Source organism: Alicyclobacillus sacchari, assembly GCF_004366795.1.
Lineage (GTDB): Bacteria > Bacillota > Bacilli > Alicyclobacillales > Alicyclobacillaceae > Alicyclobacillus > Alicyclobacillus sacchari.
Window position 1 is genome coordinate 1 of the sequence record NZ_SORF01000012.1, and the last position, 26,428, is coordinate 26,428.

At 54.9% G+C, this 26,428-nt stretch carries 26 protein-coding genes; 17 read left to right on the forward strand and 9 right to left on the reverse strand.

Going from position 1 to position 26,428, the window contains the following annotated elements; all coding sequences use genetic code 11:
- Positions 1-224 precede the first annotated feature (224 nt).
- Positions 225-590, forward strand: coding sequence for a carboxymuconolactone decarboxylase family protein (locus C7445_RS11320; RefSeq protein ID WP_134160429.1), 366 nt, complete (start codon positions 225-227; stop codon positions 588-590).
- 51 nt (positions 591-641) lie between these two features.
- Here the strand turns inward: C7445_RS11320 and C7445_RS11325 are convergent, their stop codons facing one another.
- Positions 642-1,109: a DinB family protein gene (locus tag C7445_RS11325; RefSeq protein ID WP_134160431.1), complete on the reverse strand. Its 468-nt coding sequence runs from the start codon at positions 1,107-1,109 to the stop codon at positions 642-644.
- A gap of 138 nt (positions 1,110-1,247) precedes the next feature.
- On the opposite strand from C7445_RS11325, the gene C7445_RS11330 reads away from it, so the two are divergent.
- Positions 1,248-2,081 carry an undecaprenyl-diphosphate phosphatase gene (locus C7445_RS11330; protein ID WP_134160433.1) on the forward strand — a complete coding sequence of 278 codons (834 nt, stop codon included), beginning with the start codon at positions 1,248-1,250 and terminating at the stop codon, positions 2,079-2,081.
- A gap of 104 nt (positions 2,082-2,185) precedes the next feature.
- The gene (locus tag C7445_RS11335; RefSeq protein ID WP_134160435.1) at positions 2,186-3,382 is read left to right on the forward strand and encodes an MFS transporter; all 1,197 of its coding nucleotides are present in this window, start codon (positions 2,186-2,188) and stop codon (positions 3,380-3,382) included.
- Between the two features lie 106 nt (positions 3,383-3,488).
- Here the strand turns inward: C7445_RS11335 and C7445_RS11340 are convergent, their stop codons facing one another.
- Positions 3,489-5,183: an ABC transporter substrate-binding protein gene (locus tag C7445_RS11340; RefSeq protein WP_243835156.1), complete on the reverse strand. Its 1,695-nt coding sequence runs from the start codon at positions 5,181-5,183 to the stop codon at positions 3,489-3,491.
- A gap of 420 nt (positions 5,184-5,603) precedes the next feature.
- Between C7445_RS11340 and C7445_RS11345 the strand changes: the two genes are divergently transcribed.
- Complete coding sequence (locus C7445_RS11345) at positions 5,604-6,386, forward strand: SDR family NAD(P)-dependent oxidoreductase (protein WP_134160439.1); 783 nt, start codon at positions 5,604-5,606, stop codon at positions 6,384-6,386.
- A gap of 128 nt (positions 6,387-6,514) precedes the next feature.
- On the opposite strand, the gene C7445_RS11350 is transcribed toward C7445_RS11345, so the two are convergent.
- Entirely contained in the window at positions 6,515-7,675 is a 1,161-nt protein-coding gene (locus tag C7445_RS11350; RefSeq protein ID WP_208320909.1) for an aminotransferase class I/II-fold pyridoxal phosphate-dependent enzyme, read from the reverse strand.
- A 96-nt stretch (positions 7,676-7,771) separates the two neighbouring features.
- Here C7445_RS11350 and purN point away from each other — a divergent pair, with 96 nt between their 5' ends.
- A complete protein-coding gene (gene purN, locus C7445_RS11355; protein WP_134160441.1) occupies positions 7,772-8,371 on the forward strand; it encodes a phosphoribosylglycinamide formyltransferase in 600 nt (199 codons plus the stop codon).
- A gap of 64 nt (positions 8,372-8,435) precedes the next feature.
- Positions 8,436-9,419, forward strand: coding sequence for an NAD(P)H-quinone oxidoreductase (locus C7445_RS11360; RefSeq protein WP_134160444.1), 984 nt, complete (start codon positions 8,436-8,438; stop codon positions 9,417-9,419).
- Here C7445_RS11360 and C7445_RS11365 read toward each other — a convergent pair.
- Entirely contained in the window at positions 9,412-10,179 is a 768-nt protein-coding gene (locus C7445_RS11365; RefSeq protein ID WP_166669117.1) for a ZIP family metal transporter, read from the reverse strand. The two genes, C7445_RS11360 and C7445_RS11365, sit on opposite strands and share 8 nt — an antisense overlap.
- Before the next feature lie 536 nt (positions 10,180-10,715).
- On the opposite strand from C7445_RS11365, the gene C7445_RS11370 reads away from it, so the two are divergent.
- The 10 genes from C7445_RS11370 (at position 10,716) to C7445_RS11415 (ending at position 21,603) form a co-directional block, all read left to right on the forward strand.
- The gene (locus C7445_RS11370) at positions 10,716-12,188 is read left to right on the forward strand and encodes a PTS mannitol transporter subunit IIBC (protein WP_134160448.1); all 1,473 of its coding nucleotides are present in this window, start codon (positions 10,716-10,718) and stop codon (positions 12,186-12,188) included.
- A gap of 12 nt (positions 12,189-12,200) precedes the next feature.
- Complete coding sequence (locus C7445_RS11375; protein WP_166669118.1) at positions 12,201-14,237, forward strand: BglG family transcription antiterminator; 2,037 nt, start codon at positions 12,201-12,203, stop codon at positions 14,235-14,237.
- 8 nt (positions 14,238-14,245) lie between these two features.
- Complete coding sequence (locus C7445_RS11380) at positions 14,246-14,677, forward strand: PTS mannitol transporter subunit IIA (protein WP_134160452.1); 432 nt, start codon at positions 14,246-14,248, stop codon at positions 14,675-14,677.
- Positions 14,674-15,849 carry a mannitol-1-phosphate 5-dehydrogenase gene (locus tag C7445_RS11385; RefSeq protein WP_134160454.1) on the forward strand — a complete coding sequence of 392 codons (1,176 nt, stop codon included), beginning with the start codon at positions 14,674-14,676 and terminating at the stop codon, positions 15,847-15,849. The genes C7445_RS11380 and C7445_RS11385 overlap by 4 nt, the downstream gene beginning before the upstream one ends.
- Positions 15,833-16,093 (forward strand): HPr family phosphocarrier protein, encoded by a 261-nt coding sequence (locus C7445_RS11390; RefSeq protein ID WP_134160456.1) that lies wholly within the window; start codon positions 15,833-15,835, stop codon positions 16,091-16,093. Before C7445_RS11385 ends, C7445_RS11390 begins: the two co-directional genes overlap by 17 nt.
- 14 nt (positions 16,094-16,107) lie before the next feature.
- Positions 16,108-17,820 carry a phosphoenolpyruvate--protein phosphotransferase gene (ptsP, locus tag C7445_RS11395; protein WP_134160458.1) on the forward strand — a complete coding sequence of 571 codons (1,713 nt, stop codon included), beginning with the start codon at positions 16,108-16,110 and terminating at the stop codon, positions 17,818-17,820.
- Between the two features lie 156 nt (positions 17,821-17,976).
- Entirely contained in the window at positions 17,977-18,564 is a 588-nt protein-coding gene (locus C7445_RS11400) for an RNA polymerase sigma factor (RefSeq protein WP_134160460.1), read from the forward strand.
- The gene (locus C7445_RS11405; RefSeq protein ID WP_134160462.1) at positions 18,545-19,342 is read left to right on the forward strand and encodes an anti-sigma factor; all 798 of its coding nucleotides are present in this window, start codon (positions 18,545-18,547) and stop codon (positions 19,340-19,342) included. Before C7445_RS11400 ends, C7445_RS11405 begins: the two co-directional genes overlap by 20 nt.
- 81 nt (positions 19,343-19,423) lie before the next feature.
- Entirely contained in the window at positions 19,424-19,987 is a 564-nt protein-coding gene (locus C7445_RS11410) for a hypothetical protein (protein WP_134160464.1), read from the forward strand.
- Positions 19,984-21,603 (forward strand): hypothetical protein, encoded by a 1,620-nt coding sequence (locus C7445_RS11415; protein ID WP_134160466.1) that lies wholly within the window; start codon positions 19,984-19,986, stop codon positions 21,601-21,603. Before C7445_RS11410 ends, C7445_RS11415 begins: the two co-directional genes overlap by 4 nt.
- A 91-nt stretch (positions 21,604-21,694) precedes the next feature.
- On the opposite strand, the gene C7445_RS11420 is transcribed toward C7445_RS11415, so the two are convergent.
- Together C7445_RS11420 and C7445_RS11425 are read right to left on the reverse strand one after the other, a co-directional pair.
- A complete protein-coding gene (locus tag C7445_RS11420) occupies positions 21,695-23,362 on the reverse strand; it encodes an ATP-binding cassette domain-containing protein (RefSeq protein WP_134160468.1) in 1,668 nt (555 codons plus the stop codon).
- Entirely contained in the window at positions 23,331-24,188 is an 858-nt protein-coding gene (locus tag C7445_RS11425) for an energy-coupling factor ABC transporter ATP-binding protein (protein WP_134160470.1), read from the reverse strand. Before C7445_RS11425 ends, C7445_RS11420 begins: the two co-directional genes overlap by 32 nt.
- A 102-nt stretch (positions 24,189-24,290) precedes the next feature.
- On the opposite strand from C7445_RS11425, the gene C7445_RS11430 reads away from it, so the two are divergent.
- Entirely contained in the window at positions 24,291-24,869 is a 579-nt protein-coding gene (locus C7445_RS11430) for a biotin transporter BioY (protein ID WP_134160472.1), read from the forward strand.
- Between the two features lie 84 nt (positions 24,870-24,953).
- Here C7445_RS11430 and C7445_RS11435 read toward each other — a convergent pair whose 3' ends face one another.
- From C7445_RS11435 to C7445_RS14900, 3 genes are all read right to left on the reverse strand, one after another.
- The gene (locus tag C7445_RS11435; protein WP_243835157.1) at positions 24,954-25,856 is read right to left on the reverse strand and encodes a DMT family transporter; all 903 of its coding nucleotides are present in this window, start codon (positions 25,854-25,856) and stop codon (positions 24,954-24,956) included.
- A 171-nt stretch (positions 25,857-26,027) separates the two neighbouring features.
- Complete coding sequence (locus C7445_RS14895; protein ID WP_279586215.1) at positions 26,028-26,159, reverse strand: hypothetical protein; 132 nt, start codon at positions 26,157-26,159, stop codon at positions 26,028-26,030.
- A gap of 19 nt (positions 26,160-26,178) precedes the next feature.
- The gene (locus tag C7445_RS14900; protein ID WP_279586216.1) at positions 26,179-26,310 is read right to left on the reverse strand and encodes a hypothetical protein; all 132 of its coding nucleotides are present in this window, start codon (positions 26,308-26,310) and stop codon (positions 26,179-26,181) included.
- Positions 26,311-26,428 lie beyond the last annotated feature (118 nt).

A 26,428-nucleotide genomic window follows, 5' to 3' on the forward strand; every position in this document is an offset into this window, starting at 1 on the left:
GCCGAGAATACTTGTCTCGAGAGGGACTGGGAAGGTAGGTCGTTGCCAGGCAAGAGAGAACAGAGTCAGGCCAGAAGGCCTGGCTCTGTTTTGTTCTATGCGCAGATCTCCCAAATTCCTTGCAAACCGAAGCGTCGCACGACAGGCGTGGGCGAAGGGCAGCCGCACGTATAACCTCTCCAGAAACGCTCACGATAAGATACTGCAGGTTAAGGAGGGGTTGTGTGGAAGAAGGACTCGACTATGTGGAACTGGCTGTGGCTGAATTTAAAGACGGCTTAGGTTGGTTTGCGGAGCGCTTGCCCGAGGTCGGGAGACAATTTATTTCATATGCAAACGCCTGTTTTCAAGATGGGGAATTGTCCGAGTTGACGAAGCACTTGATTGGTCTTGGTATTGCAGTACAAATTCAGGACGAGTACTGCATTTTGTATCATGGCCAAAATGCGCTTCGATTAGGTGCCACGGAGCGACAGATCCTCGAAACGCTAGGTGTCTGTGGGGCATTTGGCGGTGGCGCTGCACTATCACAGGCCGTCACTTTGATTCGTGATCTTCTGGATGCGCAGAGCCGGATGGACACTCATTGAAATGACATGAGGATGCAAGGTTGGCGGCGGGAGGAATCCCGCCGCTATGCTTTAACCGCGTTGCACAAAGAAAGGAAGGGGATCTGCACCACACAGTCGCGCATAGACAAAAAGTTGTCCCTTGTGATGAATTTCGTGGTCGAGATTTGTCTGGAGCAACGCAGCGACCGGGAGCTTTGCGCCAAACAACTGTGTCAGGTCCACGAGATTTGCGAACTGTTCGTCGGTGATGGATGCAATTCGGTCGTGGGTCTTTTGTGTCCATTCCGATATGGACGATTCGATCGCGCCAATGGTTGCGAGGTCAGGTTTCTGAGGCCGCGTACTCGCATGGCCCAGGGCGGCGGAGTCAGCGAAGAAATAGCCTGTGGAGACAATGTGCCAAATAAGATCGGCAAAGCTCATCGCGCCCGCCCACGGTTGAAAGTTGACATGCTGTTCATCTACCGCCTTGAGCAAATCGAAGAGTACGTCGCGGTGGGCGTGCCAATGTTGCAAATAAGATTCAGCCTTTGTCATTTGTTAAGCTCCCTTCGCTTTATCATGCGCTTTCAGTCTAACACGATCCGCTGTTCTTACAAAAAACAAGTTGTCAAAGGCTTGTCTTCCTGTACAATTGTGAACGATGTCAACTTTCCCTGAAAGGTAGGCCATTGGATGCATCTTTTACAGGTCATCATTTACGGTATCGTGCAAGGTATTACCGAATTGTTTCCTATCTCAAGCGTTGGACATGCCGTCATCCTCCCTTACTTATTCCATTGGACGCAGTTTTCAGATTCCAAGGTCTTTTTGCCGTTTGTCGTGATGTTGCACCTTGGTACAGGTCTCGCTTTACTCATCTATTTCCTGCCTGAGTGGATTCGGTTAATCGCGTCCTTGTTCATTCGCGATCGGCGGGAAGAACGAAAGACATTGCTCTTGATTGTCGTGGCCACGATTCCAGCTGCAATTCTGGGGAAACTGTTTGAACACAAACTGCAGGCACTGTTTCCCTCAGCCTTGTCGGCAGCCATTTTTCTCATCATCAACGGACTCATACTCTTTTGGGCCGACGCGATGCGCAGGCGTCGACGTCGTACGAGCGGGATCGCCGATATGTCCTACGGCCGTAGTTTTCTGATTGGCGTCGTGCAGGCATTCGCCCTCATTCCGGGATTCTCGCGCAGCGGCATTACCATGACGGCTGGTCTTGGCAGTGGTCTTTCCTACGATGAAGCGGCGCGCTTCAGCTTTTTGCTGGCGACCCCTGTCATTTTGGGAGCTGGTATCCTGGAAGTGCCAAAGATGCTGCACGATCACAATCATCAAATGTTACATTACGGACTGCTTGGTGGTTTGTTTGCCGGGGTCCTCGCATTGTTGAGCACAGCGTTTCTCATGCGTTATTTTCAGAGCAGTGAGGTGCGTGCACTTCGACCGTTTGGCTGGTATTGTATTGTTGTAGGAATTGTCGTCGCCGTCATGTCGATGGCAAATCTCCACTTTTAATGTGATGCAATGTAAAGGGCGGGTACAAGTTGCCCGCCTGCGTTGTGTCGAGTGATTCGAGACACGAAAGATAAAGAGTGATGTGCCGAAATGGGGTGGTTTTCATGGCTGTTGTGCAAGCTGTACGCGAGCAAGGTAGGATGAATCGGGATGCGGTATGGAGTATATGCGGAACTCACGTACTGAACGACGTATCCACCACAGGGCTTGTACCCGCGCTGACCCAAATGTATAAACCAATTTATCATCTCAACTATACACAGATCAGCTTGATTGTGCTCGTCTCATATCTCGCATCCTCAATTTCGCAGCCGTTGTTTGGTGCGTGGGCGGATCGGCACCCGCGTGCATGGATGTTGCCGCTTGGTCTCTTTCTTTCGACCATTGGCATTGCACTCACGGGGATCGCGCCCAGTTACAGTGTTTTGCTTATCTTTGTGGCCATCAGTGGTTTGGGATCGGGCGCATTTCACCCTGAAGCGTCGCGCGCGACACACCTTGCAGCGGGCCGCGTGAAGGGACTCGCGCAAGCTATCTTCCAGGTCGGCGGTAACGGCGGGCAGGCCATAGGCCCCTTGATTGTGTCGCTCTTTTTGTTGTCCGCGGGCATTCGTGGCGTTTTATGGATGTTTGTGGCGGTTGCCTTGGGCCTTGTCCTGACCTTGCGCTTGTATCCTTGGTATCGAGATGGGCTTCGGGACGCTGGCAAGAAATTGCGTGAAGTGGACGGGGACAATCAGATTGGGGCGGTTATTTTGCTTGTCATCGTGATCGTCCTGCGGTCTTGGTGTCAAATCGGCATTGCGCAGTTTATGCCGTTTTACTACGCTCACAAGTACGGCATGGGCTATCACCTGTCGGACACCTTTACATTCGTGTTTTTAGGTGCCGGGGCCATCGGAACGTTCATCGGTGGCGCGCTGGCCGATAAAATGTCGAAACAGCGCATCCTGCTGTATTCCATGTTGTGTTCCATCCCGTTCGGGCTTGGCCTTCCGTTTTTCAGCGGACTCTGGGCTCTTGTTGTGCTGATTCCGTTCGGCTTTTTCATTCTTTCTTCATTCGCCGTCACAGTCGTATATATGCAACACTTGCTACCCCGAAACATTTCGCTCGCTTCTGGACTGACGATTGGATTCGGCGTCGGGGCGGGTGGTATTGGGGCAACGTTCTTTGGTATTCTCGCCGATCACGTCGGCTTGTCGGCGGTGTTCTACATTCTCATGTTTGTTCCAGTCGTCGGCGCTATCTTGTCCGCATGTTTACCAAACGACCACAAAAGAAGGGCCGGTATCGCATAGCATCACGCACCGCGCGGAGAACGCGGTGCGTTGGCCAATTGGTCGTCGATACAACAGGGGCTGCGTCCATCGCCGTGAGCAAATGGCGATGAGGCAGCCCTTGTTGTCATGAGCGCGGTTTCAATTGCGAGAGTACGATCGAAGCGGGCAGCGGGTTGTCCGGCGAGGGATAAATCCAGAGGTTTTGCTTCGTCGGAAAGCCCGTAAATTGGGAGTCGTTATATTCGTACCACAGGGCGCCGTCGAGCAGGCAGATGACCGGTAATTGCTGTGCGACGATGTGCTCAACCTTGTATAAGTCCTTCTTTTGCTGAGCCACGTTTGTGGTCGCCGAATAGTTGCTCAGGGCGGCATCGATCGCCGCGTTGTGGTAACCCTCAAGATTAAAGTCGCCATTGGAATCGAGCATATCGTAGTACGTCGTGTATGGTGTAGGGCCGGCGTTCGTCCAAGATATCGCGAGCTCGTATTTTGGAACTTGGCCCTTACCGGGATCGATCAAATTGTAATAGGCTGCATAATCTTTTTGATCGACCTGTACGGCAATGCCGATTTGTTGCAACTGTTGTTTGATCAACAGCGCATCTTCGTCCCAATCGCTCCAACCGGAAACTGTGAGCAGGTCGAAAGAAAGCTTCTGACCGTTCTTCTCGAAGATGCCGTCGGAGCCGCGCTTAAATCCTGCCTTCTCTAACGTTTGGATGGCTAACTGGTCATTGACTGTAAAAGACTTTTCGGATGGAGTGAGGTCAGGTGCTTCCCAAGCTTGGTCATTTGGAAGAACCAGGCTGGTCGGCGTACCCGGCTTTTCGTATCCGGTTTCTCCTTTCGTCGAGAGGACATTGCGATTGATGGCATCGTTGATGGCTTCACGCACAGGTAGCTGGGCGAGCAACGGATTGTGTAGGTTTGGATACAATTCGACGGGCTCGCTTGGTGGGAAATCGTAGTGATTGTGTGCTGGGTCGGCCTTCACGAAGGTCGTTTCGATATTGGGAATATCAATCCCGCCGTATTGAATCTGGCCACTGGCGAGTGCCAGGTCTGCGCCTTGGTTGCCGCCATAAGCAGGGTAGCTCAGCGTCTGAACCTTGGGTACCCCGCCGTAGTACAGTGGATTTGCGGTAAATTTATAATCTTGCGGCGAGAAGTAGGAGACCTTGAATGGACCGGTACCGATGGCGTTCTGGGATGTGATTTTTGCCTTCGTCGGATCGCCAAGCGATTTCCACTGTGCTTCGGGAACGATATACGTAGAACCCAGGACGTACGTTTCTGCAAAGGGAATATTGGCGGTCTTAAACTGGAACACGACGGTGTGCGGGCCTATGGCCTTCACGCTCGTCAATTGTTGCCATATGCCATTGGTATCGGCGTCTGGATATTGTTTCAGTTCCATAAACGTAAAGACGACGTCTGTGGAGGTGAATGCTTTGCCGTTTTGCCATTTGGCATTCGGACGGAGATTTACCGTGAGGGTCTTGTTGTCGTTGCTGAATTTGAAATTCGTACCGAGCAGGTTAAACTGCTTGCCTGTGACCGAATCGAAGTAGAAAAGGGGTTGATAAACGTTCCCTAGCGTTCCGCCAAGCACGGATGAGTCAAATGGATTGAAGTTGTCTTGCCAGGATGGTGTCGGATTGCTGCAGACAGTGAGGGTGGCGGTCGAAGCGATGCTTGCTTGGGCAGGTGGAGAACCACTTGTCTTTGCTGACCCGCCGTTTGCCACACCAGCGTATGTTCCGCCTGCGACCACGACAGCAGCTGCTACGGCGATACCAGCCACGGATTTTCTTTTCATTCGAGGCAGCCCCCTTCTCGACATGCATCGGCAACGCCTATGCCATACTCGCAATAGGTGACAGCAGACAGGATGGTGAGGAAAGAACGCAGTGTTTTCTGCATAGCTCAAATCCCCCTTTTGTCCTTTCGATCTCTCTCGGCGTGAACGAACTGGTTACCGGCTAGTTGCCCCCATATGTAAACGATCCGTTCACAAGTCTGATCTTACGCTCGTAAGGAAGCGCTTTCAACATGAGATTTCAGTTTTCATCTTTGAACGTGTAGATCGATGGATCCTGTTCTTGCCAAACCCCCGTGTCTGAGTGCGACTCGAATTCCACATGTCCTTTATCTCTGTGATAGGCTTCCGTTACACTGGATGTGGAGCTTTACCGGCGTAACGTGTTTCAGGCAATGTACGGTAGAAAGGATGATTGGCATGGATCTCTGTATTCACGGGAAAGTGGCCATCGTAACCGGAGGCAGCAAGGGAATCGGACTGCAAACCGCTAGACTGCTGGCCTTGGAAGGGGCGAGGGTCGCGATTTGCGCTCGTACAGAATCCGTTTTGCAGACGGCCGCCGCATCCATTGAACAGGAGTCCGGCGTCGAAGTGCTGGCGATTCCGACAGACGTGCGCGATCCCGCTGCGTGTCGCGGCATGATTGAAGAGGTACATCGCCATTTCGGGCGGATCGACATTCTGATCAACAATGCGGGAACGGCGAATGCCCGCCCGTTTCTGGAGGTCGATGACGACAACTGGCGTGGTGATTTGGATTTAAAGCTGTTCGCCGCCATTCACTGCTCGCGTGCAGCGGTGCCATACATGCAACAGCAGGGTGGCGGTTCGATTGTCCATGTAGCCGCTGTGGGCGGCAAGACCCCAGGGGCTTCCTCCATGCCATCCTCCGTCAGCCGGGCTGCAGGTCTCGCATTGACGAAGGCGATGAGCAAGGACTTAGGGCCACTGGGCATTCGCGTGAACGCAGTTTGCATCGGGCAAATTCGCAGTGATCAAATCGAAAGGATGTGGCAACAGGCGCATCCGGACCTGACCTGGGACGAGTTCGCGCGCCTGCCGCAGCATGGAATTCCCCTGGGCCGTATCGGCGACACGGACGAGGCTGCCCGCGTCATCGCCTTCCTGGCGTCGGATGCGGCTTCGTACATCACAGGCACAGCTTTGAATATCGACGGCGGGTTGGCGCCAGCGCTGTGAGAGGCTGTCCGGACGGGGCCAAGTCAAGGCCCCACCGAGGACTTGCCGATTCTATCTTTGCGGAGTGCCTCCGCTAGCGCGCTGTATGCGACCTGTGGTTGAGCTGCGATGGACAGGTGGATAGTTCTTCAGCGTCGCTTCAACCATTCTCCGATGCGCCGAGCTGCCTCCAGCAGAACATCGGTTTCGTGCACAAACGCCATTCGCACGTAGCCTTCGCCGTGCGGCCCAAAGGCGATGCCTGGCGTCACACCGACACCGGTTGCACGCAACAAATCCAGGGCAAACGGATAAGATTGTTCGTCGTCAGGCGTCTTTGCCCAAACAAACATCGTCGCTGCCGGTTTTCTGACCTCCCAGCCCATGTCAGCGAGTGCATGGCAGAAGGCATCACGCCGCTTTGCATAAGCGATCCGCTGGCGTTCATAGCCGTCCCAGGGTTCGTGCAAGGCTGTGATCGCCGCGCGTTGAATCGGCAGGAAGACGCCAAAGTCCATATGTGACTTCAGTTTTCGCAGGCAATCAAGCGCGGTCGGATTGCCCACGGCATAGGCGATGCGCGCGCCAGCGAGATTGTAGGTCTTTGACAAGGAGTTAAACTCGATAGCCACGTCTTTGGCACCGGGTATGGAGAGGATGCTAATCGCTTCGTTCCCGTCGTATATAAGTTCGGAGTAAGCAAAGTCGTGGACGATAAAGATGTCGTACTCTTGTGCCAAGCGAACCACATGTTCAAACATCGCACGGGTTGCCAACCCTGCCGTTGGGTTGCTCGGGTAATTGAGAATCATCAATTTTGCTCGTTGCAAGTCTTGTACCGACAGATCGTCAAGGCGAGGATGAAGCGTTACGGGATCGACCGGGATGGCCATGATGTCGCCGCCTGCCAGGCGCACGCCCGCTTCGTAAATCGGGTAGCCTGGGTCGGGAATGAGCACGAGATCGCCCGGATTGATGAAGGTGAGCGCGAGGTGGCTCAGCCCTTCCTGCGATCCGGCCAACTGCAACACTTCGCGCTGCGGATCGAGGCTGACATCGTAACGCTGGTAAAACTCAGCCACTGCTTGCTGAAACGCGGGCAAGGCCGTGATGGCGTAGCCATATTGACTCGGATCGGCGGCGTATTTGGCGAGTTCAGCCATGGCGTGCACAGGTGGCGCGAAGTCCGGGCTGCCGACGCTGAGGTCGATGACATCGTCGCCAGCCGCCAGGCGCTGACCTTTGGCTATGGCGAGGTCTTGAAATACGCCTTCAGGCAGGCGTTGAAGGCGATGTGACGGAGTGATCATAGGACTTGCACCTCGCTCGTGGTATTGTGACAGCGGGGCCAGATAGATTTCGCCCCTCTTTTTCAGCATACAAGGATCTTGAGGAGTGGCATAGACGTGACGTTGCGAATTGGATTTCTGGCATCCTATAACGGCTCCGGCATGCGCGCGGTGGTGAGTGCTATCGACGCGGGCGATCTCGATGCCGCACCGGCCATCGTCATCAGCAACAATCGTGACAGTCAGGCACTGTTGTTTGCGCGGGATCGGCGGTTGCCACACGCCTGCATCAACGCCCGGCGGGCGGGTGGCGAGGACGCGGCGGACGCTGACATAGCGCAAACGCTGCTGGAGGCCAAGGCAGATCTCGTTGTCCTGTCTGGGTATATGAGGCGGATTGGACCCAGGACGCTTACCGCATTCTCCAATCGTATCCTCAATATTCACCCCAGCCTATTGCCGCAGTTTGGCGGTCAGGGGATGTATGGCATGCGCGTGCATGAAGCGGTGATCGCAGCAGGTGCACAGGAATCGGGTGCCACCGTGCATGTCGTCGACGACGAGTACGATCACGGCCGTATTCTGGCCCAAGCGCGCGTCCCTGTGTTACCTGGGGACACTGCCGAAACGTTGCGCCAGCGCGTGGCCGAGCAGGAGGGGCCACTGTATGTGCAAGTTTTGCAGCGGATCGCACGAGGACAATTAAACTTGGATTGATTTGGATAGTGAGTGTAAGTGTGATACCCTGATCTGGTCAACAGTGAACCTGGGGGTGTGCGTGGTGCTAGCAGTCACCATGTCGTCGTTTGGAGAGCCGGAAGTCTTGCACATTGCGGAAGTAGAGACACCGCAGCCTGGACCAGGGGAGGTCTTGGTGCGCGTGCGTGCAACAGCCTTGAATCGAGCGGATTTGTTGCAGCGGCGCGGCCTTTACCCGCCACCGCCGGGCGCTTCGGATATTTTGGGGCTCGAAATGGCCGGAGAAGTGGCCGAACTTGGGAAAGGTGTCACGTCCGTAAACGTTGGCGATCGCGTTTGCGCCTTGTTGCCTGGCGGTGGTTACGCGCAGTACGCCTGCGTTCCCGCCGGAATGTTGATGCGCTTGCCGAACACTTTGACATTTGCCCAAGGCGCAGCGATTCCGGAGACGTTTCTCACTGCCTACCTCAACCTGTTTGTGCTCGGACGTCTAGCTCCTGGGGAAACGGTGCTCGTACATGCGGGAGCAAGCGGCGTGGGTACATCAGCGATTCAACTGGTCCGCTTGGCCGGGGCGGAGTCCATCGTCACCGCAGGTACGGAGGCGAAAATCCAACGTTGTCTGAGCCTTGGTGCCAAAGCCGGTTGGAACTATCACGAGGGCTCATTTGTCGATTTCGTTCAGCAACACACGGATGGACGCGGTGCCGATATCATCTTCGACTTTATTGGTGCGCCGTATTTTGCAGATAACATCGCTTCGCTTGCGACGGATGGACGTCTGATTGTCATCGGCACGATGGGTGGCAGCAAGGTGGATGCGCTCGATCTCGGCCAACTGTTGGGACGCCGTCTGCAAGTCATCGGAACAGCTTTGCGATCGCGCTCACTTGCGGATAAAATCGCCCTGACGAGCGCATTTCAGGCGTTCGCAGGGGACGCCTTGGCCAGGGGAGACATCGTGCCGGTGGTCGATTCGGTGTTCGACTGGCGCGATGTACAGGAAGCACATAAGTATATGGAGTCCAATCGGAACACGGGTAAGATTGTGCTAAACGTCAGCTGAGCCCAATCGACTGCAGCAGCGTCAGGCTGAGATAAAAGACGCCGCAGCCAAACAACAGGAGCAACATGTTGCGCGGTTGCTCCTGAGATCGCACGAAGGGGACGAGATCGGACGTCGAGATAAAAAGGAACGTTCCGGTGGCTAGGGCCATGATGATGTTGACGCCGGGGCCGCCCACGCTGCCCAGCGCGACTGCCGAAATGGCGCCGACGATGGTCGAGCACGTGAGCAGGAAGGCCCAGAGAAACGCCCGTCGGCGCGAGTTCGATGAATTCAGGCTGATGGCGCTGATGGTGAGGCCTTCTGGCACTTTATGCAGCGTGATCGCCACGAACATGAGAATGCCTTCGGCGCGATTGGCCGTGAGCGCTCCTGCGATCACGACGCCATCCATGAACGTGTGGACCATCATGCTGATCAGTGCAACGGTACCGCCCTGAAACGCAGTCGCGTGTACGTGTCCCGTATGATGGCTGTGTGCGTTTTCGTGGCTGCGGCTATGGTTCTGGCGTATGACCTCGAGTGTAAGGACGAGCAGGTAGCCAAGCAGCATATAGGTAACGCCGAGTTTGGGCATGGTGTGCAACGTGTCAGGGAGCCGATCGAGCAGTGTCGCGCCAAGCAAAAAACCGGCGCCGATCGACGTAAACGCAGCGAGTGTCCGCCCCTCGAATTGTCGTATGACGGTGAGCGCTCCGCCAACTGTATCCGCCATCGCCGCAAGTGCCGACAAGAGCAATGCGAGCCAAACGCTCGTCAATCGGAATTCCTCCCCATACATCGAAACCATCTTGATCTCTTCTAGGATGACAGGCACAACAGGATCACAGTATCGCCAAATTGGAATGGTGTCAATTTAGATATCTACCGCCCGTTACCTGTCCACCAAATCGACCGCACAACGCGAATACGATACAACATCAGCGGCGAGGAGGTGCAATCGCAATGTATGGTGAATGCTTTGGAACATACACTCGCTGGGCAGTGGTGTTCCTCATTATCTTTGTGTTGTTCGTCCTGTTGGTCCCATATGGTGGAGCAGCTGCGTATTGAACGGGAGGCCACACTTTCGGTGTGGCCCTCCGTAGTGGACAAGCCCGCATCCGTGAGACGAAACTGTGTCCGTTTTCGACAAATTTCTGCATGACATCCTTCGAAACTTTCCCGAAACAAACGCGATATTAACATCTGTCACGAGACGGCGTGTCAGCGTTGAATTTCTTTTGATTGCCCGCGAGCCAAGAGGCTCGTATAGTTCTAACCGGAAAGCGATTTCAGCTTAAAGGAGGGTCACTCATGGCAAGTCAGGCAGTGGTTCAGAACGTCGCTCAAGCTGGCAAAGCTCGCGCGGGCATGCAGAAGTTTGGCGGCTTTCTCGCCGGTATGGTTATGCCAAACATTCCGGCGTTTATTGCATGGGGCTTGATTACGGCATTCTTCATTCCTACTGGATGGACGCCGAATGCGAAGCTCGATGAACTCGTATCTCCATTCGTATCTTTTTTAATTCCAGTATTGATTGGTTTTACTGGTGGTCGACTCGTACATGGCAACCGTGGTGCGGTTGTCGGCGCCATTGCTACGGCGGGCGTGGCCGTCGGTGCCACCCAACCGATGTTTATCGGCGCTATGATCATGGGGCCGCTTGGTGGCTATTTGATCAAACAGTTTGACCGCATGCTTGGCGATCGCATTAAAGCGGGCTTCGAGATGCTCGTCAACACGTTTTCGGCGGGCATTATCGGCGGCGGGCTTGCGATTCTCGGCTTTTTGGTTGTACAGCCGGTCATGGATGCTGTCTCGACAGCATTGGGGGCTGCGGCACTTTGGATTACGCACATCCATCTGCTGCCGTTGATTGCTCTCTTTATTGAACCAGGCAAGGTGCTCTTCCTGAACAACGCCATCAACCATGGCATTCTGGAGCCGATTGGCGTACAGCAGGCGAAAGAAACGGGCAAGTCGATCTTCTTCTTGCTCGAAACAGACCCGGGACCGGGACTTGGCGTCCTGCTCGCATATTGGATTTTCGGTAAAGGGACCATTAAGCAATCTGCACCTGGTGCAATTCTGATTCAATTCTTTGGCGGCATTCACGAAGTATACTTCCCGTACATCCTGATGAAGCCGGTACTGGTTCTTGCCGTCATCCTCGGTGGTATGGGCGCAGACGCGACGTTCATGCTGTTGCATGCTGGCTTGGTTGCAACGCCATCTCCGGGCAGCATCTTGGCCGAGATCGCGATGACGCCAAAAGGCGGCTACTTCCCGGTGCTTGCGGGCATTTTTGTCGGCGCCGTAATTTCTCTTCTCGTCGCGTCGTTCTTCCTCAGCCGCTCGAAGGATGAGTTCAGCGACGACGCATTGGCGATGGCACAGGATATCGTCCGCGACATGAAGTCGCAAAGTAAGGGACAGGCTGCAACAGCGGGTAAGACCGTTGCTACGGCAGCACCCGCCTCCGTCGAAACGACGCTGACGGGCGTTCCGAGCCGCGTCATCTTTGCCTGCGAGGCCGGCATGGGCTCGAGCGCAATGGGGGCATCCATCCTGAAGAAGCGGTTGCGCGAAGCCGGTTATGACATTCCGGTCGATCACGTTCCAGTCAATCAGCTTCCAGCTGACGTGAACGTGGTGTTTACGCAAAGTAGTCTCGCGACGCGGGCAAGCCAAGTGGCGCCGAACGCGAAGATCTACATCGTGAATAACTTCTTAGACAAGAATACGTACGATGCGTTTGTCAACGAACTTGATCAACTGAAGAAGTGATGCGAGGTGCCGATGGCCAGCACACTGACCGATCGACAAAAGCACATACTCTATCTGATCCTTGACAACGAACACGGCATGGATATAGATGGACTGGCGCGCCGACTCGACGTGAGTCGGCGCACCGTGCATCGCGACCTACAAGCCATCCAAGGTTGGATTGGCACATTTGGACTTCATCTCGAAAGCGAAGACAGCAAGATGGTACTCACCGGAGCAGCCGGCGATGTCGAGCGCATGCGTGCGGCTGTCGGCGAGTTGCCGACTGTGCTTGCCATCACGCCGAAAAGCCGCGAGGTGTTTGTTGCGCTCGACTTACTCATGGAGCAAGGGCCGATGAAGCTCGCTTACTTGGGAAAACAACTGCGGGTCACGGCTGCGAGCCTGAGCCATCAATTGAACGATGTCGCAGCATGGTTGCGCGATCGCGGGCTACACATTACCCGCCGCCAAGGATACGGCGTCGAAGTGACAGGGGATGAAGAGCGCCGTCGGGAAGCACTCGCGGAGCTGGTGCATGCACAAATCTCGCCGATCGATTTCATGAAGCTCATGCACGCGGATGCATCGAAGCGAATGCGGCATCCGTTTTATCCCTGGCTCGAGCGCTGGTTTAAGCCAGAGGGCCTTGCCACCGTCGAGTCGGTGCTGCAGGAAGAACTGCAAGCTGTTTCGCCGCCGCTTGATGAAGCGGCGTTTTACAGTTTCTTGCTGCATGTTTTGCTCGCATGTGCGCGCATCGAGCAAGGCGCCGCTTTGTCGGAGCCGTCGTTCGAGAAAATGGATGAATCCCAAGATGAGGCCATCTGCCAAGCCATTTTGCGTCGCGTATTGCCGCATGTGGCCCCAGCGCCGGCCGAAGTACGCTACTTGGCCAAGCATTTGCGTGGTGCTAAGGTACGGATTGCCGAAGATGTACGTTTGCTGCCGATGAACCTGACGGCAATGGATTTGGCGTTTCAGTTGACCCGTGAGTTGGAGGCGGAATTGCAGATTTCACTCAGCGGCGATCGCGAACTTCTCGCTGGGATTGCACAGCATCTGGAGCCTGCCATTCACCGCATGACGTCAGGTCTTGGCATTCGAAATCCACTTTTACCTGAAGTCAAGCGCCAATACCCGGGGTTTTTCGAGGCTGTACGCCGAGCATGTGGCAAGGTGTTGGGACGGTATGGCATCGTTGCGCCGGACGAGGAGATTGGGTACCTGACCATGCATTTGGCGGCGGCGTACGAACGTCAATTGGCCGAGCGCGTATGGCATGTGCGGATCGTCTGCCCGAATGGCATTAGTTCGGCGCAATTGCTAGCCAGCCGTTTGAAAAAAGAATTTCCGAATGTCCTTGTCGTGGGTGTAGAATCGCTGCATTCGCTTCAGGAAACGGGTTGCGACTTTGTCGTTGCGACGACCGCCATTGACAACATGGAGTTGCCGGTGGCTGTCGTGTCTCCGTTTCTGCCACCAAACGATGTCAAACAAATCGAGCAGTTGATCACGCGCCTTGAGCGTGAGGCAGGAACGCGACAGCGCGCTCTGGCGAGTGAACGGGAAGCACAGTCGTTTGCACGCGCACGTTCGTTGGCCGAACAGGTCTGCAGCCAGATCACGTTACGCGAGATAGGGGCAGGACGACTTGCGGATGTCATTCAGCAGGCCGCGGACGACGCTGTGCACGTGGGTCACGCATGTGACGCCGATGGCGTCAAACGGGCGATTTTGCAACGCGAACGGCTGGGAAGCATCGTGTTGCCCGGTAAAGGTCTCGCCGTCTTGCACGCCCGCTCAAATGCATTGACGAATTGCCACATTGCCGTCTACCGATTGCGGCAGGCGATTGACATCAAGGGGGTGGGCGCTCAGAAGGAACGGGTTGATACAGTGCTTGTCTTGTTGGCAAAGATAGACGAAGACTTAGATGTCATAGAACTGCTGGGGAGATTGAGTGCAGCGCTCGTCACGGACGATCAACTCGTCGACGCGCTGCGAACTTCGGACATCGACGGCGTGCAAGGCCAAATGTTGGCGTCGATGTACAATGATGAGGAGTGAACAGACACATGCAAGTCCTTCAAGTATCGAATGTATTGCTCAACGTGCCGTCCGAAAGTAAAGAGGACGCGATTGCGCGGGTCGGCAACAAGCTGGTGGAGAACGGCTACGTTGCGGCACCGTATATCGAAGGCATGCTTCTGCGCGAGCAATCGATGACAACCTATATCGGCAATCACGTGGCGATTCCGCACAGTATGCCAGAGTATGTTCAGTATATTCAACAGTCAGGCATTGTCGTCGCTCAGTACCCTAACGGGGTCGATTTCGGCGGCGGAAATATTGCAAAATTGGTGATCGGCATTGCTGGCCGCGGCGAGGAGCACATGGAAGTGTTGTCGCAGATTGCGACCGTTTGCATGGAAGAGGAGAACGTCGAAAAGTTGGTCCAGGCGCGGACAGCCGACGAAGTGATGGCTGTGCTTGGTGGTGCGCTATGAAGAAGGCGGTGCACTTTGGCGCAGGCAATATTGGCCGAGGGTTCATTGGCTTGCTGTTGTGTGAAAATGGATACCAAGTGGTCTTTGCGGACGTCGTGCCGTCGCTTGTCGAACAACTGGCGGCTAAAGGTTCGTACCGCGTGATCACATTAGATACAGATGTTGAAACGAAGGAAGTCACAGGTGTACGTGCCGTTCTATTAGGCTCAGAAGCATGCCGGGAAGAGTTGGTTGACGCCGATCTTGTCACGACGGCGGTCGGTCTTGGCAACTTGGTGCACGTGGCTGGTGTGCTCGCGGACGGTTTGCAGCGCAGGATGGAGCGAAATCCCGACGCGTTGCTCAACGTGATCGCATGTGAAAATGCCATCCGGGCGACGTCGACGTTGCGCGAACTGGTGTACGAGCGCGCGGATGATCGTTTGCGGTCGTGGTTGGATGAGCACGTTGGCTTTCCCGACGCGGCAGTTGACCGAATTGCGCCCAATCGCGACGGATATGCGGCAGAACCACTCGATGCGGTTGTCGAGCGTTATTTCGAGTGGGATATTGAGCAGCCGGCGGTGCGCGGAGAGCTGACGTTGTCAGGGGCGACACTTGTCCGGGACTTGGGACCGTATTTGGAACGCAAGCTGTATTTGGTCAACGGCGCACACGCGGCGGCGGCCTATGCAGGCTATCGCCGCGGACATCAGACCGTACTAGAGGCGATGCAGGATCCTGTGATTGCGAAACTGGTCGCGGACGTCCAGGAAGAGGCGGCTCAAGGGCTGGCAAGCGCCCACGCTGATTTGTCGATCGAGGATTTGCGTCAGTACGCGAGTACAGTGCGTACGCGCTTTTTGAATCCTCATGTGGTCGATCACGTCGATCGCGTCGGGCGCGATCCATTGCGCAAACTGGCGGCTTCGGATCGGCTGTTTGGCCCGTTGCGCCAGACTCTGGCCATGGGGCACAAGGCCCGTGCCCTCACGAGCGCAATTGCGTTTGCACTCAGCTACGACAACGGGCAGGATGAATCTGCGCAAAAGGTACAGCAAATGATTGAAGAGCACGGGCTCAGTCAGACGATTGCGCAAGTGGCTGGTTGCACGGATAAAACTGTGGTAGCCTCGATAGTTAGGGAATATGAACGAATTCAAGGAGGCATTTGGGATGGAACGGCAAGTTGAACTGAAAAATCCGTCGGGGCTGCACGCTCGGCCTGCATCGTTGTTCGTCGCGGAAGCAAACAAGTTTGCAGCGGAGATTTTCGTCGAGGCGAAGGGTAAGCGCGTAAACGCAAAAAGTATTTTAGGGCTGCTCACGCTGGCCATCAGCCAGGGCACGACCATCAACATCATCGCTGAAGGGTCCGACGCCGAGCAGGCTGTCGAAGCGCTGTACAACTTGGTTGCCAGCGGTTTTGGCGAATAAGGCGGGTGTCGGACGTGGGAACTCGTTTGATCGGTATTGCGGCGTCAGACGGCGTCGCCATTGCACCCGCCTTTGTGCTCTCGGCATCGGTGAAGGTGGTTGAGGAGCGGCGAGGCGTTGAGATCGCTTCGGAAATCGAGCGCTTAGAAGTTGCCATCGGGGCTGCCAAAGCGGATCTCGAATCGCTCCGCGAAACGGCGGATGCGAAGCTTGGTGCAGAGCATGCGCAGATTTTCACGGCGCATATCCAAATCCTCGAGGATCCGGAGTTTGCCGGTGCCATCCGCGGCGTGATCGAAGGGGAGCAGGTAAACGCCGAGTTTGCGCTTGATCAGGTCGCGAAGCAGTTGATTGCGCTGTTTGAACAAATGGACAACGAATATATGCGTCAGCGCGCTGCCGATATTAAGGACGTCAGCCAGCGTCTGCTGGCCAGGCTGCAAGGTGGTTCGCAAAGCTCGCTGGCCGATATCCGCGAGCCGGTCGTGTTGGTCGCCAACGATTTGGCTCCATCGGACACCATTCAGCTGGATGCGTCGTTGGTGCGCGCATTTGTCACCGATATTGGCGGGCGCACGTCGCATTCCGCGATTATGGCGAGATCGCTTGGCATTCCTGCTGTGGTGGGACTTGGCGAGATTACGGCCAACGTGCAGGCCGGGCAGATGATTGCCGTCGATGGTACGGCAGGAGTTGTCGTTGTCAATCCAGATTCGGAAGAACAGGCATCGTTCAGCAACCGTGCCGCGGGAGAAGCCGAGGCGAAGGCGCGGCTGCTCACCTTGAAAGACGAGCCGTCGCAGACGCTTGACGGTCGCCGGGTCGAGTTGGCTGGAAACATCGGCACGCCGGCGGATGTCGACGCAGTGCTTGCAAACGGCGGCGAGGGTGTCGGTCTGTTCCGCTCCGAGTTCCTGTATATGAATCGGCCGGATGCGCCTTCCGAGCAAGAGCAATTTGCGGCGTATCGCGAAGTTGCCGAGCGGATGGGCGGCAAGCCCGTCATTGTACGCACGCTCGATGTCGGCGGGGACAAAGAGATACCGTACCTCGACCTGCCAAAGGAGGCAAATCCGTTCCTTGGCTACCGCGCAATCCGCGTGTGCCTGGATCGCACCGAGCTGTTTGATACGCAATTGCGGGCCATTTTACGGGCTTCGCATTATGGCAAGTTGCGTATTATGTTCCCAATGATTTCGACCATTTCAGAGATTCGGCAGGCAAAAGCGCGCGTTGAAGCGGTGAAAGCGGAGTTGCGAGCCGCGGGCACACCTTTCGATGAGAATATCGAGATCGGGATCATGATTGAGATTCCTGCGGCGGCGGTGGCGGCAGATCTGCTGGCGAAGGAGGTCGACTTTTTCTCGATTGGCACGAACGATCTCGTCCAATATACGATGGCTTGTGACCGCATGAACGAACGCATTTCGCACTTATACCAGCCCCTGCATCCGAGCGTTTTGCGTCTTGTGAAGATCGTGATTGATGGAGCGCATCGGCATGGCAAGTGGGTTGGCATGTGTGGTGAATTGGCAGGAGAACTGAATGCGGTACCCGTGCTTTTAGGCCTCGGGCTCGATGAGTTCAGCATGAGTGCCGGTTCCATTCTCAAGGTCCGCGAACGAATTCGCAGCTTACGGATGGACGAGGCACAGGTATTGGCCACTGAGGTTTTGGAGTTGGATAGTCAGGAAGATGTGTTGAGGAAAGTGCAAACCTGGGCGTAATCGCCTCAATCAAGAGTCAGAGACATGAAGCGGCTGGGCGTATCGGCGCACCGGCCGCTTTTTGCGATTGGATGGCCCATTGTTCACACGATGCATGTCAACTATGATACATGAGAGAATAGAGATATAGCCATCGTCTCTACAGGGAGAGTTGACATGAGCGAACTATCGGACGACATGTTGCTTTCCGCCATCGCTGAGGGCAGGCGCGATGCAATGGAGGAACTGTACGATCGATTTGCAGGATTTGTATACAGTTTCGCCTATCGGGCCGTGGGGAACGCGTCTGCTGCAGAGGAGATTGTACAGGACGTGTTCGTGAAAGTCTGGCGTATGGCGGATCGCTACAACGCGTCGCTTGGCAAAGTTTCAACGTGGTTGCTGTCGATTGCACGGAATGCGGCTATCGATCATCATCGTCGCCATCGTCGGTATCAGTTGGTTGAAAGGGAGGACGGGGTGCTGCCAGAGGTTGCTGATGATGCTCCCACCCCAGAATGGGTCGCAGAACAGGCCGATATACGCCAACGCTTGCGGCAAGCTTTGAACCAACTGCCTTTGGACCAGAGGCAGGTTGTTGAACTGATGTATTTTCGGGGTTATACGCAACAGGAAATTTCCGAACGCCTCGGTATTTCGCTGGGCACTGTGAAAAGTCGGGCACGTTTGGCCATGGCGAAGCTGCGCGAACGGCTCAGGTCATTGGGATTGGAGGTGGAACAGCATGGCGAATCGGTTCTGTGAACTGTGCTCTTTGTATGCACTAGGCGGTCTGGCCGAAGAAGAAGTTATACCGTTTGAGCGACATCTCGCTACGTGCCCCGACTGTCAAGAGGAGTTGGCCTCGCTGCGCGCCGTCACAGATGTCTTGTCTCTCGACTTTGATTTCGTTTCGCCACCTCCGGGTATGCGTGAACGTGTACTAACGGCTGTCTTTGCCCATCAACCCGAATCCCGGAGCCGCTCGGAAGTAACGGGTGAAACGCAGCGGATCGACGTCGACGTATCTACACTTCCTCGAGACCAGGAGCCATTGTCAGCACCTAAGCAGCTTGCACCCACGGCAAATGCGTCATCAAGACGTCGGCGACAATCCTTGATATGGTGGGCAGTATCGTGGGCAAGTCTCGTTGCCATAGCTGGGGGGTTGACATGGCGTAATCTAGGTTCGGGCACGAGTCCAGTCGGACGAGTCCAGTCGGAGAAACAGATGCAGTCGACGTCCGGAGTTGGTAGTGCGCATATGTGGATCACGACGACCACGCAGGGCAAGGAACTACTGATTCGTTTCAAAGGGCTGAAGCGAACCGTAGGGACAGAGGTGTACCAGGTTTGGACGATTCAAAAGGGCCATGCGCCTCAATCGGCCGGTATCTTTACGCCTGATGCTACAGGCAATGCGTTGTTTGCGGCATGGTTCCCGAAACAGAATGTAAACGTCATTGCTGTGACCTTGGAGCCAAAAGCTGTCGATCAAAAACCCCTGGGAACCATGATGTTTCAAACACAGATCTCCACGTGAATCACAACTGACCCGTGAATGTGATCTCAACATACTCGTCACCCCGTATCTCTTTGTATCCAGAGTGCGGGGTGATTTTGTATGGGATCTGCTGGCCGTCTGTTGTTGGTATCCACATGGTGGGTTTTGGGTTACGAGTGGCTGGTTTCGGGTGTTAATAAGGCTCTAGGGAGCAAGTTTATTGACGGTTTACAAAAACAGATGGCGATGGCTGTGCAATCGACTCCATATCACTGGTATGGGTGGGTTCTACAGCATGTTCTGGTTAGGTGTGCACATATGTGCGCCTACTGCGTGATGGTTGGGGAACTAGCTGTCGCCTTGGCTTTCGCTTTCTGCGGGTTCGCCTGTCTTTATGGCAAGCCAAGTCAACTTGTAGCTCTCGTTGGGGTCGTCGCGTGTGGCGTGGCGAGTTTCATGGTTGCTAACTTTTTCCTGTTGCAAGGAGGGGCGTATTTCTTTCATCCGTCCGATCCGTTCGACGAGGGTATTCCGGTGGATCTCCTGATGCTGCTGTTACAGTTGGTACTCGCTGTGGACACCTGGAACGCATTTCGTTCTTGTCGAGTGATCCAAAACACCAATCCATCCGTATATCGATGCGAACATCAAAAAAATGAGTATACGGAGGAGACGAATCAATGAAAAAAGCCACGATGATTGCCGCTTCCACGGTTGCTGCTTTAACGTTAGGCACGGTTACAGGTACGGCGTTTGCCAGTACCAACACTTCTGCGGTTATCAAACCGTCGCCAGTAACTTCGAACGCAGCGGTAGATTTGCGCGTCAGCCTGGATAATCTCCTGGCGCAGCACGCGGTGCTTGCCATCGAAGCTATGGAAAAGGGTTATGCAAATGCCCCGGACTACAACGCAGTGGTTGCTGCACTTGATCAAAACACACAGGGACTGACGCAAGCGATTGCATCTGTGTACGGTACGTCAGCGGGCGCAGAGTTTAACAAAATGTGGAGTGCACATATTGGCTTTTTTGTTGACTATGTGGAGGCTACGGCAAAAGGAGATGCCGCTCTACAACAGCAGGCCTTGAACAATCTTGAGCAGTATAAAACGCAATTCGCGCACTTCTTGGCCAGTGCAAATCCGAACTTGAGCGCCTCGGCGTTGGCGGAGGGATTGCAGGAACATGTCAATGAGTTACTGACGGCGTTTACGGACTACGTCAATAAGGATTACAATGCTGCAGCTGAGGAAATGGTCACGGCCTACAATCACATGTTCATGGTTGGTGATGCGTTATCCGCCGCGATTGTCAAACAGTTTCCTCAGAAGTTTGGCGAGATGGCAACGGATACGGCCGCAGCCAATCTACGCGTGACACTTGATCAATTACTTGCGCTTCATGCAGATTTGGCGAATCTCGCAATGGAAGAAGGGTACACTGGCTCACCGGATTTCGATGCCATTGCGAACGTGCTCAACCAAAACACGACGGATCTCGCAAACGCGATTGCATCTGTGTATGGTGCCCAAGCGGGGGCGAAGTTCAATCAGATGTGGAGTGCACATATTGGATTCTTCGTCGACTATGTGCATGCGGTCGTTCAGGGTGATTCCGCGGCGAAACAACAGGCGCTCGACAATTTAGCTGAATATAAAACACAGTTTGCACAATTTCTTGCCAGTGCGAATCCGAATTTGGATGCAACGCAGTTGGCAGATGGACTGCAGGCGCATGTCAACGAGCTGCTTGGCACGTTCAATGACTATGTGAACAAGGACTACACCGATTCGGAATCGATGTTTCAAGAATCATACAACCACATGTTTATGACGGGAGACGGTTTGGCCGCCGCAATTGTTAAGCAGTTCCCAACGAAGTTTGAAAGTGCGGGGGATACGTGGACATGGTCAGCCTTGTCGCTTGAAGTGAATCAAATGGCGTCGAGTATGCCATTGGGTGTTTGGGGCATCAATCCAAGCACTGGTCAAAGTGAGCTCTGTGTACCCATTTGGTATGTGATGCAAGTGCTTCGTCATATTGGGGTTCAAAGTCACTGGAACGGACATACGTGGGCGCTAACGACCAGTGCGAAAACCAACTGGAATTCCAGTTTCGCTGGAGGGAACGTGGCCCTTTCGGTCAATGGTCACACGGTAGGAATGGCGAATGACGTCGTTCTCACCGACCCGTATTCCCATAAACCGACCGCATTCATGACGATGAGTGACGTTGCTAAGGTGCTTCAGGACCTGGGTGTATCTTTCCAATGGGCTGGATCGACACTCGATATCATGTAACCGTCGAAATAAGCTGGGTAATTTCACAGAGAGGGAAGCATGAGCGGTGTTCAGACCGCTCTTGCTTCCTTTTCGCGGGTCAATCTGAAATTTACATGGAGTTAAACGTCGTGATGACGATGCATATGACGAGAACCCCGCCCAGGAGGAACACATCGGTTGGGCGTAATTTTTCACGCACGCCACACGTTGGTGGGAAAGACGTTCGGAAGACGTTACGTGCTGTCATCGCGTCCGCCGTGGTATCACCAACACGCAGTAAGCGAATGAAGAACGGCGCTAGAATGTTCGCGGTTCGCCAGATCTCCAAGCGCAACGTCTGGCGTCGCTTCTGCCAGGCGAGTGTGCGGGCTCTGTATGCCCTCATTTGTGTACGATACATTTGCTCAATCGCTGGGATGAAACGACAGACGAGGGCTGCCGTCCAACCACTCACCTGACACCAGGAATCAGGCAGACGCAAAGCGCGGAGCCCGCGGTGGATGGCTGATCCAAATTGAATCGGCGAAAAGTCGCTTACAAACAGCTGACCAAGCTGCAGAAAGCACCAATAGGGAATGATTTCGCGGATCGTTCGCAAACAAGCCGCCGTATGAAATGCCCAATTGGCATGAAACGGTGGGCCAAGCTGCAAGCCTGCGATGGTACTCGTGAGTATGGCGAAACTCAGCCACACCCAACTTAGCCGCAGTGTCGTTCGCCACTTGGCGCCAAGGAGTGCCAACATCAGAATCGTTGCGACGGTTCCCGATAGACTGGCTGGCCATGTGTGAACGAACGCAATGGCAACCGTCATGCTGCTTATCGATATCCAGCGCACAAAAAGATTCGGGTGGCAAGTACCTAGCGCTGCTTCTGGCGCTGTGTCACTTACTGCTGCGGTGGCTGTATGCAGATTGGCTGAACAGTCAGATCCCGATGGCATAGGATCAACGGGATTGACTTCGCCTGAAAGCACCGTTTGGCAGATCTCCTCAGCGATTGCATCCGCGGAAGAGAGGCTTGCTTCCTTAATCAATCCGGTCTCGCGCAGGTGTGATACGACACGCAACAGCGGAGACAAACCAACGCCGTTTTCCAGGAGAATCTCTGGCTGCTGAATGAGATCACGAGGGCAGCCGTCAAACCGGATGCGGCCATGTGCAAGGACGATCACGCGCGTTGCAAAGGTAAGCATATCGTCGAGATCGTGCGTTGTGGCGACGACGGAGCCACCGTTTTTGACGTGTCGGCCGAGTGCTTCGAGTAGGGCTTTACGCGCATCGCGATCCAGTCCTGCGGTCGGTTCGTCGACGTAAAGCCAGGGTGTATCGTTTGCCATAGCAAGCGCAAACGCAAACTTGCGCTGCATTCCTGTGCTCAAGCGCACGGGTACGTCCGTTGCTCGCAGGCGGTCGAGGCCGAGGTGCTCCAAGTGCTGCCTCTGGAAATCTGGCCAGGACCGCTCGACTTCCACTCGCGTCTTCTGCAAGTTGAATGCAAACTCTTCCGCCGCCGTTGCCGCGAATAACCCCGTTTCGGGCGACTGATACAAATAGCTTGCATGAATCTGTGCCTGGCTCACTGGCAAGCCATTACAGAAAACCTGGCCATTCGTGGGAACCAGCATGCCAGTTAGCACATCGAGCAAGGTCGATTTGCCAGCGCCATTGGCACCAACAATGGCAATCCACTCCCCAGCTTCTGCTGTAAACGAAATATCGTGGAGCACTCGTGCGCTTTCGCGTTCAACCGAAATTCCATCGACTCGCAACTGCATGCAAGAGTCCCTCCGTCCATTCTGTTTCCGTCAGTGGCGTCAAGTTCAGTCCTAGACGTCGGTTGCTCGATCGCGCTGCATGTACGAGTACGGGCGGATCGAATCGATATTGTTCACACGGGGTGGTTCCATGGTTTTCCGCGTAGAAGAAGGATGTGACCGGCATGTCTGCCACGAGCTTGCCTGCATCAAGAACAAGGACACGATCTGCCGTCAATACATCTTCCATGTCATGCGTGACGAGGAAGATGGTCTTGCCTTTGGCAGCAAGCCTGCGAAACAGACGGCGCATGGTATCGCGGGTAACCGGATCGAGCTCGGCTTGCGTTTCATCCATGACAAGAAAATCAGCCCCGGATGCAATGGCGCTAGCGATGCAAAGGCGAGCCAGCTGACCGCCCGAGAGATGGTGTACTGGCGTGGAAAGGCGGACGGCTAGGCCGAATTGCCGACACAGGGATTGTATTTCGTTGCGCATCGAGATCCAATCCATCGCCAGTCCCTGGAAATCGCGTGACGCGAGCGCGATGGCCAGTTCTTCTTCCACGGTGCCACCGAGAATCTGTGCGCTCAGCGGCTGGAATCCCATCTGTACCTGTCGCCGTTCGGCGGTGAAAGGCTCACCCAAAATCGTGATTTGACCTGAGGCAATAGGCACCAAGCCGACCATCACCCTCGCGAATGTCGTCTTGCCAGCACCGTTGTGGCCAACAATCGCGATCACCTGTGGCTCCTCAACGGTGAAGGACACGTCTTGTAATACAGGTTCTTCGATGCCGACACGTCGAACAAAGACCTGGTTCCATGCCATGCAGACAGGATGCATCGTTCGCACCTCGTATGTGTAGGAATGTTGGATCTAGCACCAATCGTTAACCTGTGATATATATTAGGTTAACAATTGATTTTTTGCAAAGGGGAGCGATGCATGAAGTTTCGTGGATTGATTTTCTGTGCCTTGTTTGTTGCACTGTTTGCCGTCCTAAGTCTTGTCCAGCTTCCGATTGGTTCCGTTCCTATCACCTTGGAGACGCTCGTGGTCATGGTCTGTGGTGCCTTGCTTGGTCCGTGGTATGGAGGTCTCACCTTCGTTTTGCTGATACTGCTCGATCTCGCGGGTCTGCCGTTGATTGGGGGACATGCTGGGCCAAGCCTGTTGCTAGGACCCACAGCCGGATACATATGGGGATGGCCGTTCTGCGCGTTTTTCGCAGGATGGGTCGCACAGCGGATTCCCGTCGGATCGCGCGGGGAGTGGTGGAAGCTGATCCTCGTATTATTCTTTCTCGGCGACTGCATCTGTTACATCCCAGGCGTCCTTTGGCTGCGACACGCGGTACCGTCGCTCAAGCCCTGGGGGTCTGCACTCGCAGGCGGCATGTGGCCATTCTTGCCTGGGGACTTCGTCAAGGCAGTGATTTCTGCCATCATCGTGCAGCGCGTGCGTCGTATCTACCCGACAGAACGCATGATTGGCGGCGAGCGCTTTGTGCAATCAAACGGATGATGCGAGAGACCTGGCGGTGAGCCAGGTCTTTGCGTTTGTGCGCCTGCATGGGCGATGGTTAGGCGGAGAGCGGCCCCTGCCGGATTATGGCGTCGTAGGTTTTTCGTGCACGGAGGGCAGGGGGCGGTTGACGAAGTAGATGCTGACGAGCACGAGTACCAAGCCGGCGATGAGCGAAAATGTGATTGCTTCGTGCATGAGCGCGGCGCTCGCAAAGGCAGAGATCAGTGGGATGAGAAATGTGTACGAAGCGATTTTTGTGGCCTCACCGGTTCCGATAAGCGTGAAGTAGACGAGCCAGCCGATAGCGATGACGATCACGGAAATGATGCAGAACAGCAGGATGAATTCGCCGGTCCAGTGAATGGATTGCATCGGTTCTGTGGCACTGCCGATGGCGCTCATCAACACGCCACCGATAAGGAGTTGGATGGCGACGAGCCATACCGGGTCGACGAGGCCCGACGTCTTTTTGACGTAGACGGTGCCAAACGCCCAGGACACAGAAGTTGCCAAAGCCAAGATCACGCCGGTGGGAGAACTGTGCATACCATTGAGACTGCCGAGGCTGATGACGCCTACGCCGACGAATCCGAGCACGAGACCAATCACTTTCCATGAGTGCATCGGATCGCCCAGCCATAGCCATGACAGGATGCCTACGAGCATCGGCTGCAAGAAAACAATGGCAGAAAAGAGGCCGGAAGGGAGATAGGCCAGGCCAATCGTCTGTAGTGCGTAGTAGAGGACGATGTTGAGCAAGCTTGAAATGAGATAGATAGACCAGGTCTTTCGAAAGTTTAGCCGACCAGAACGGGTGATACTGGCCACGATGAGTAAGATGATGCCTCCAGCAAGCGTGCGCATCCCCGAGAACAGAATGGGCGGCGTGAAAGCCAACGCCATTTTCGACAACGGCCAGTTAACGCCCCACGCGGTCACGAGAAACGCAACCATCAACGCCGTTCGAGCACTGCCAGTGCGCATGGGTGATCACTCCTCGAGCGTGACATACCCATTTATGATAGCGCCAGTTGCAAAGCAAACCAAATGGCCTGCCGTTTTCGCGATGCTCGCGTTGCGATGTATCATTCACATTATGTACCCATCGGCACAGCAAAAGGCGGCAGGAAGCGACTCCTACCGCCTCGACATTCCTTAATATGCAGCGCCGCCAGCGCAGGAACCGCCGCCGGCATAGCCCGGTACCAGCAGAATGAACAGGACAAAGATAATCAGGAACACAACAGCCCAACGGGTATATCCCCCAAAGGCGCCCCCATCGTACACTCAGGTTTCCTCCCTTTCCTCAATAGCCGACTGCTGCACCGCCAGCGCAGGAACCGCCGCCCACATAGCCTGGTACCAGCAGGAAGAACAGCACGAAGATAATCAGAAATACGACAGCCCACCGTGTGTATCCGCCAAACGTTCCGTACATCGCAATCCCTCCCCTCGAACTCGACATGGTGCAGGTTATGTCGCCGAACAAGTGACAGAGCAGGGCGGATGAAGGGGGTAAGGAGCACATTTCCACGAAACAGAGAAGATGACCTGAT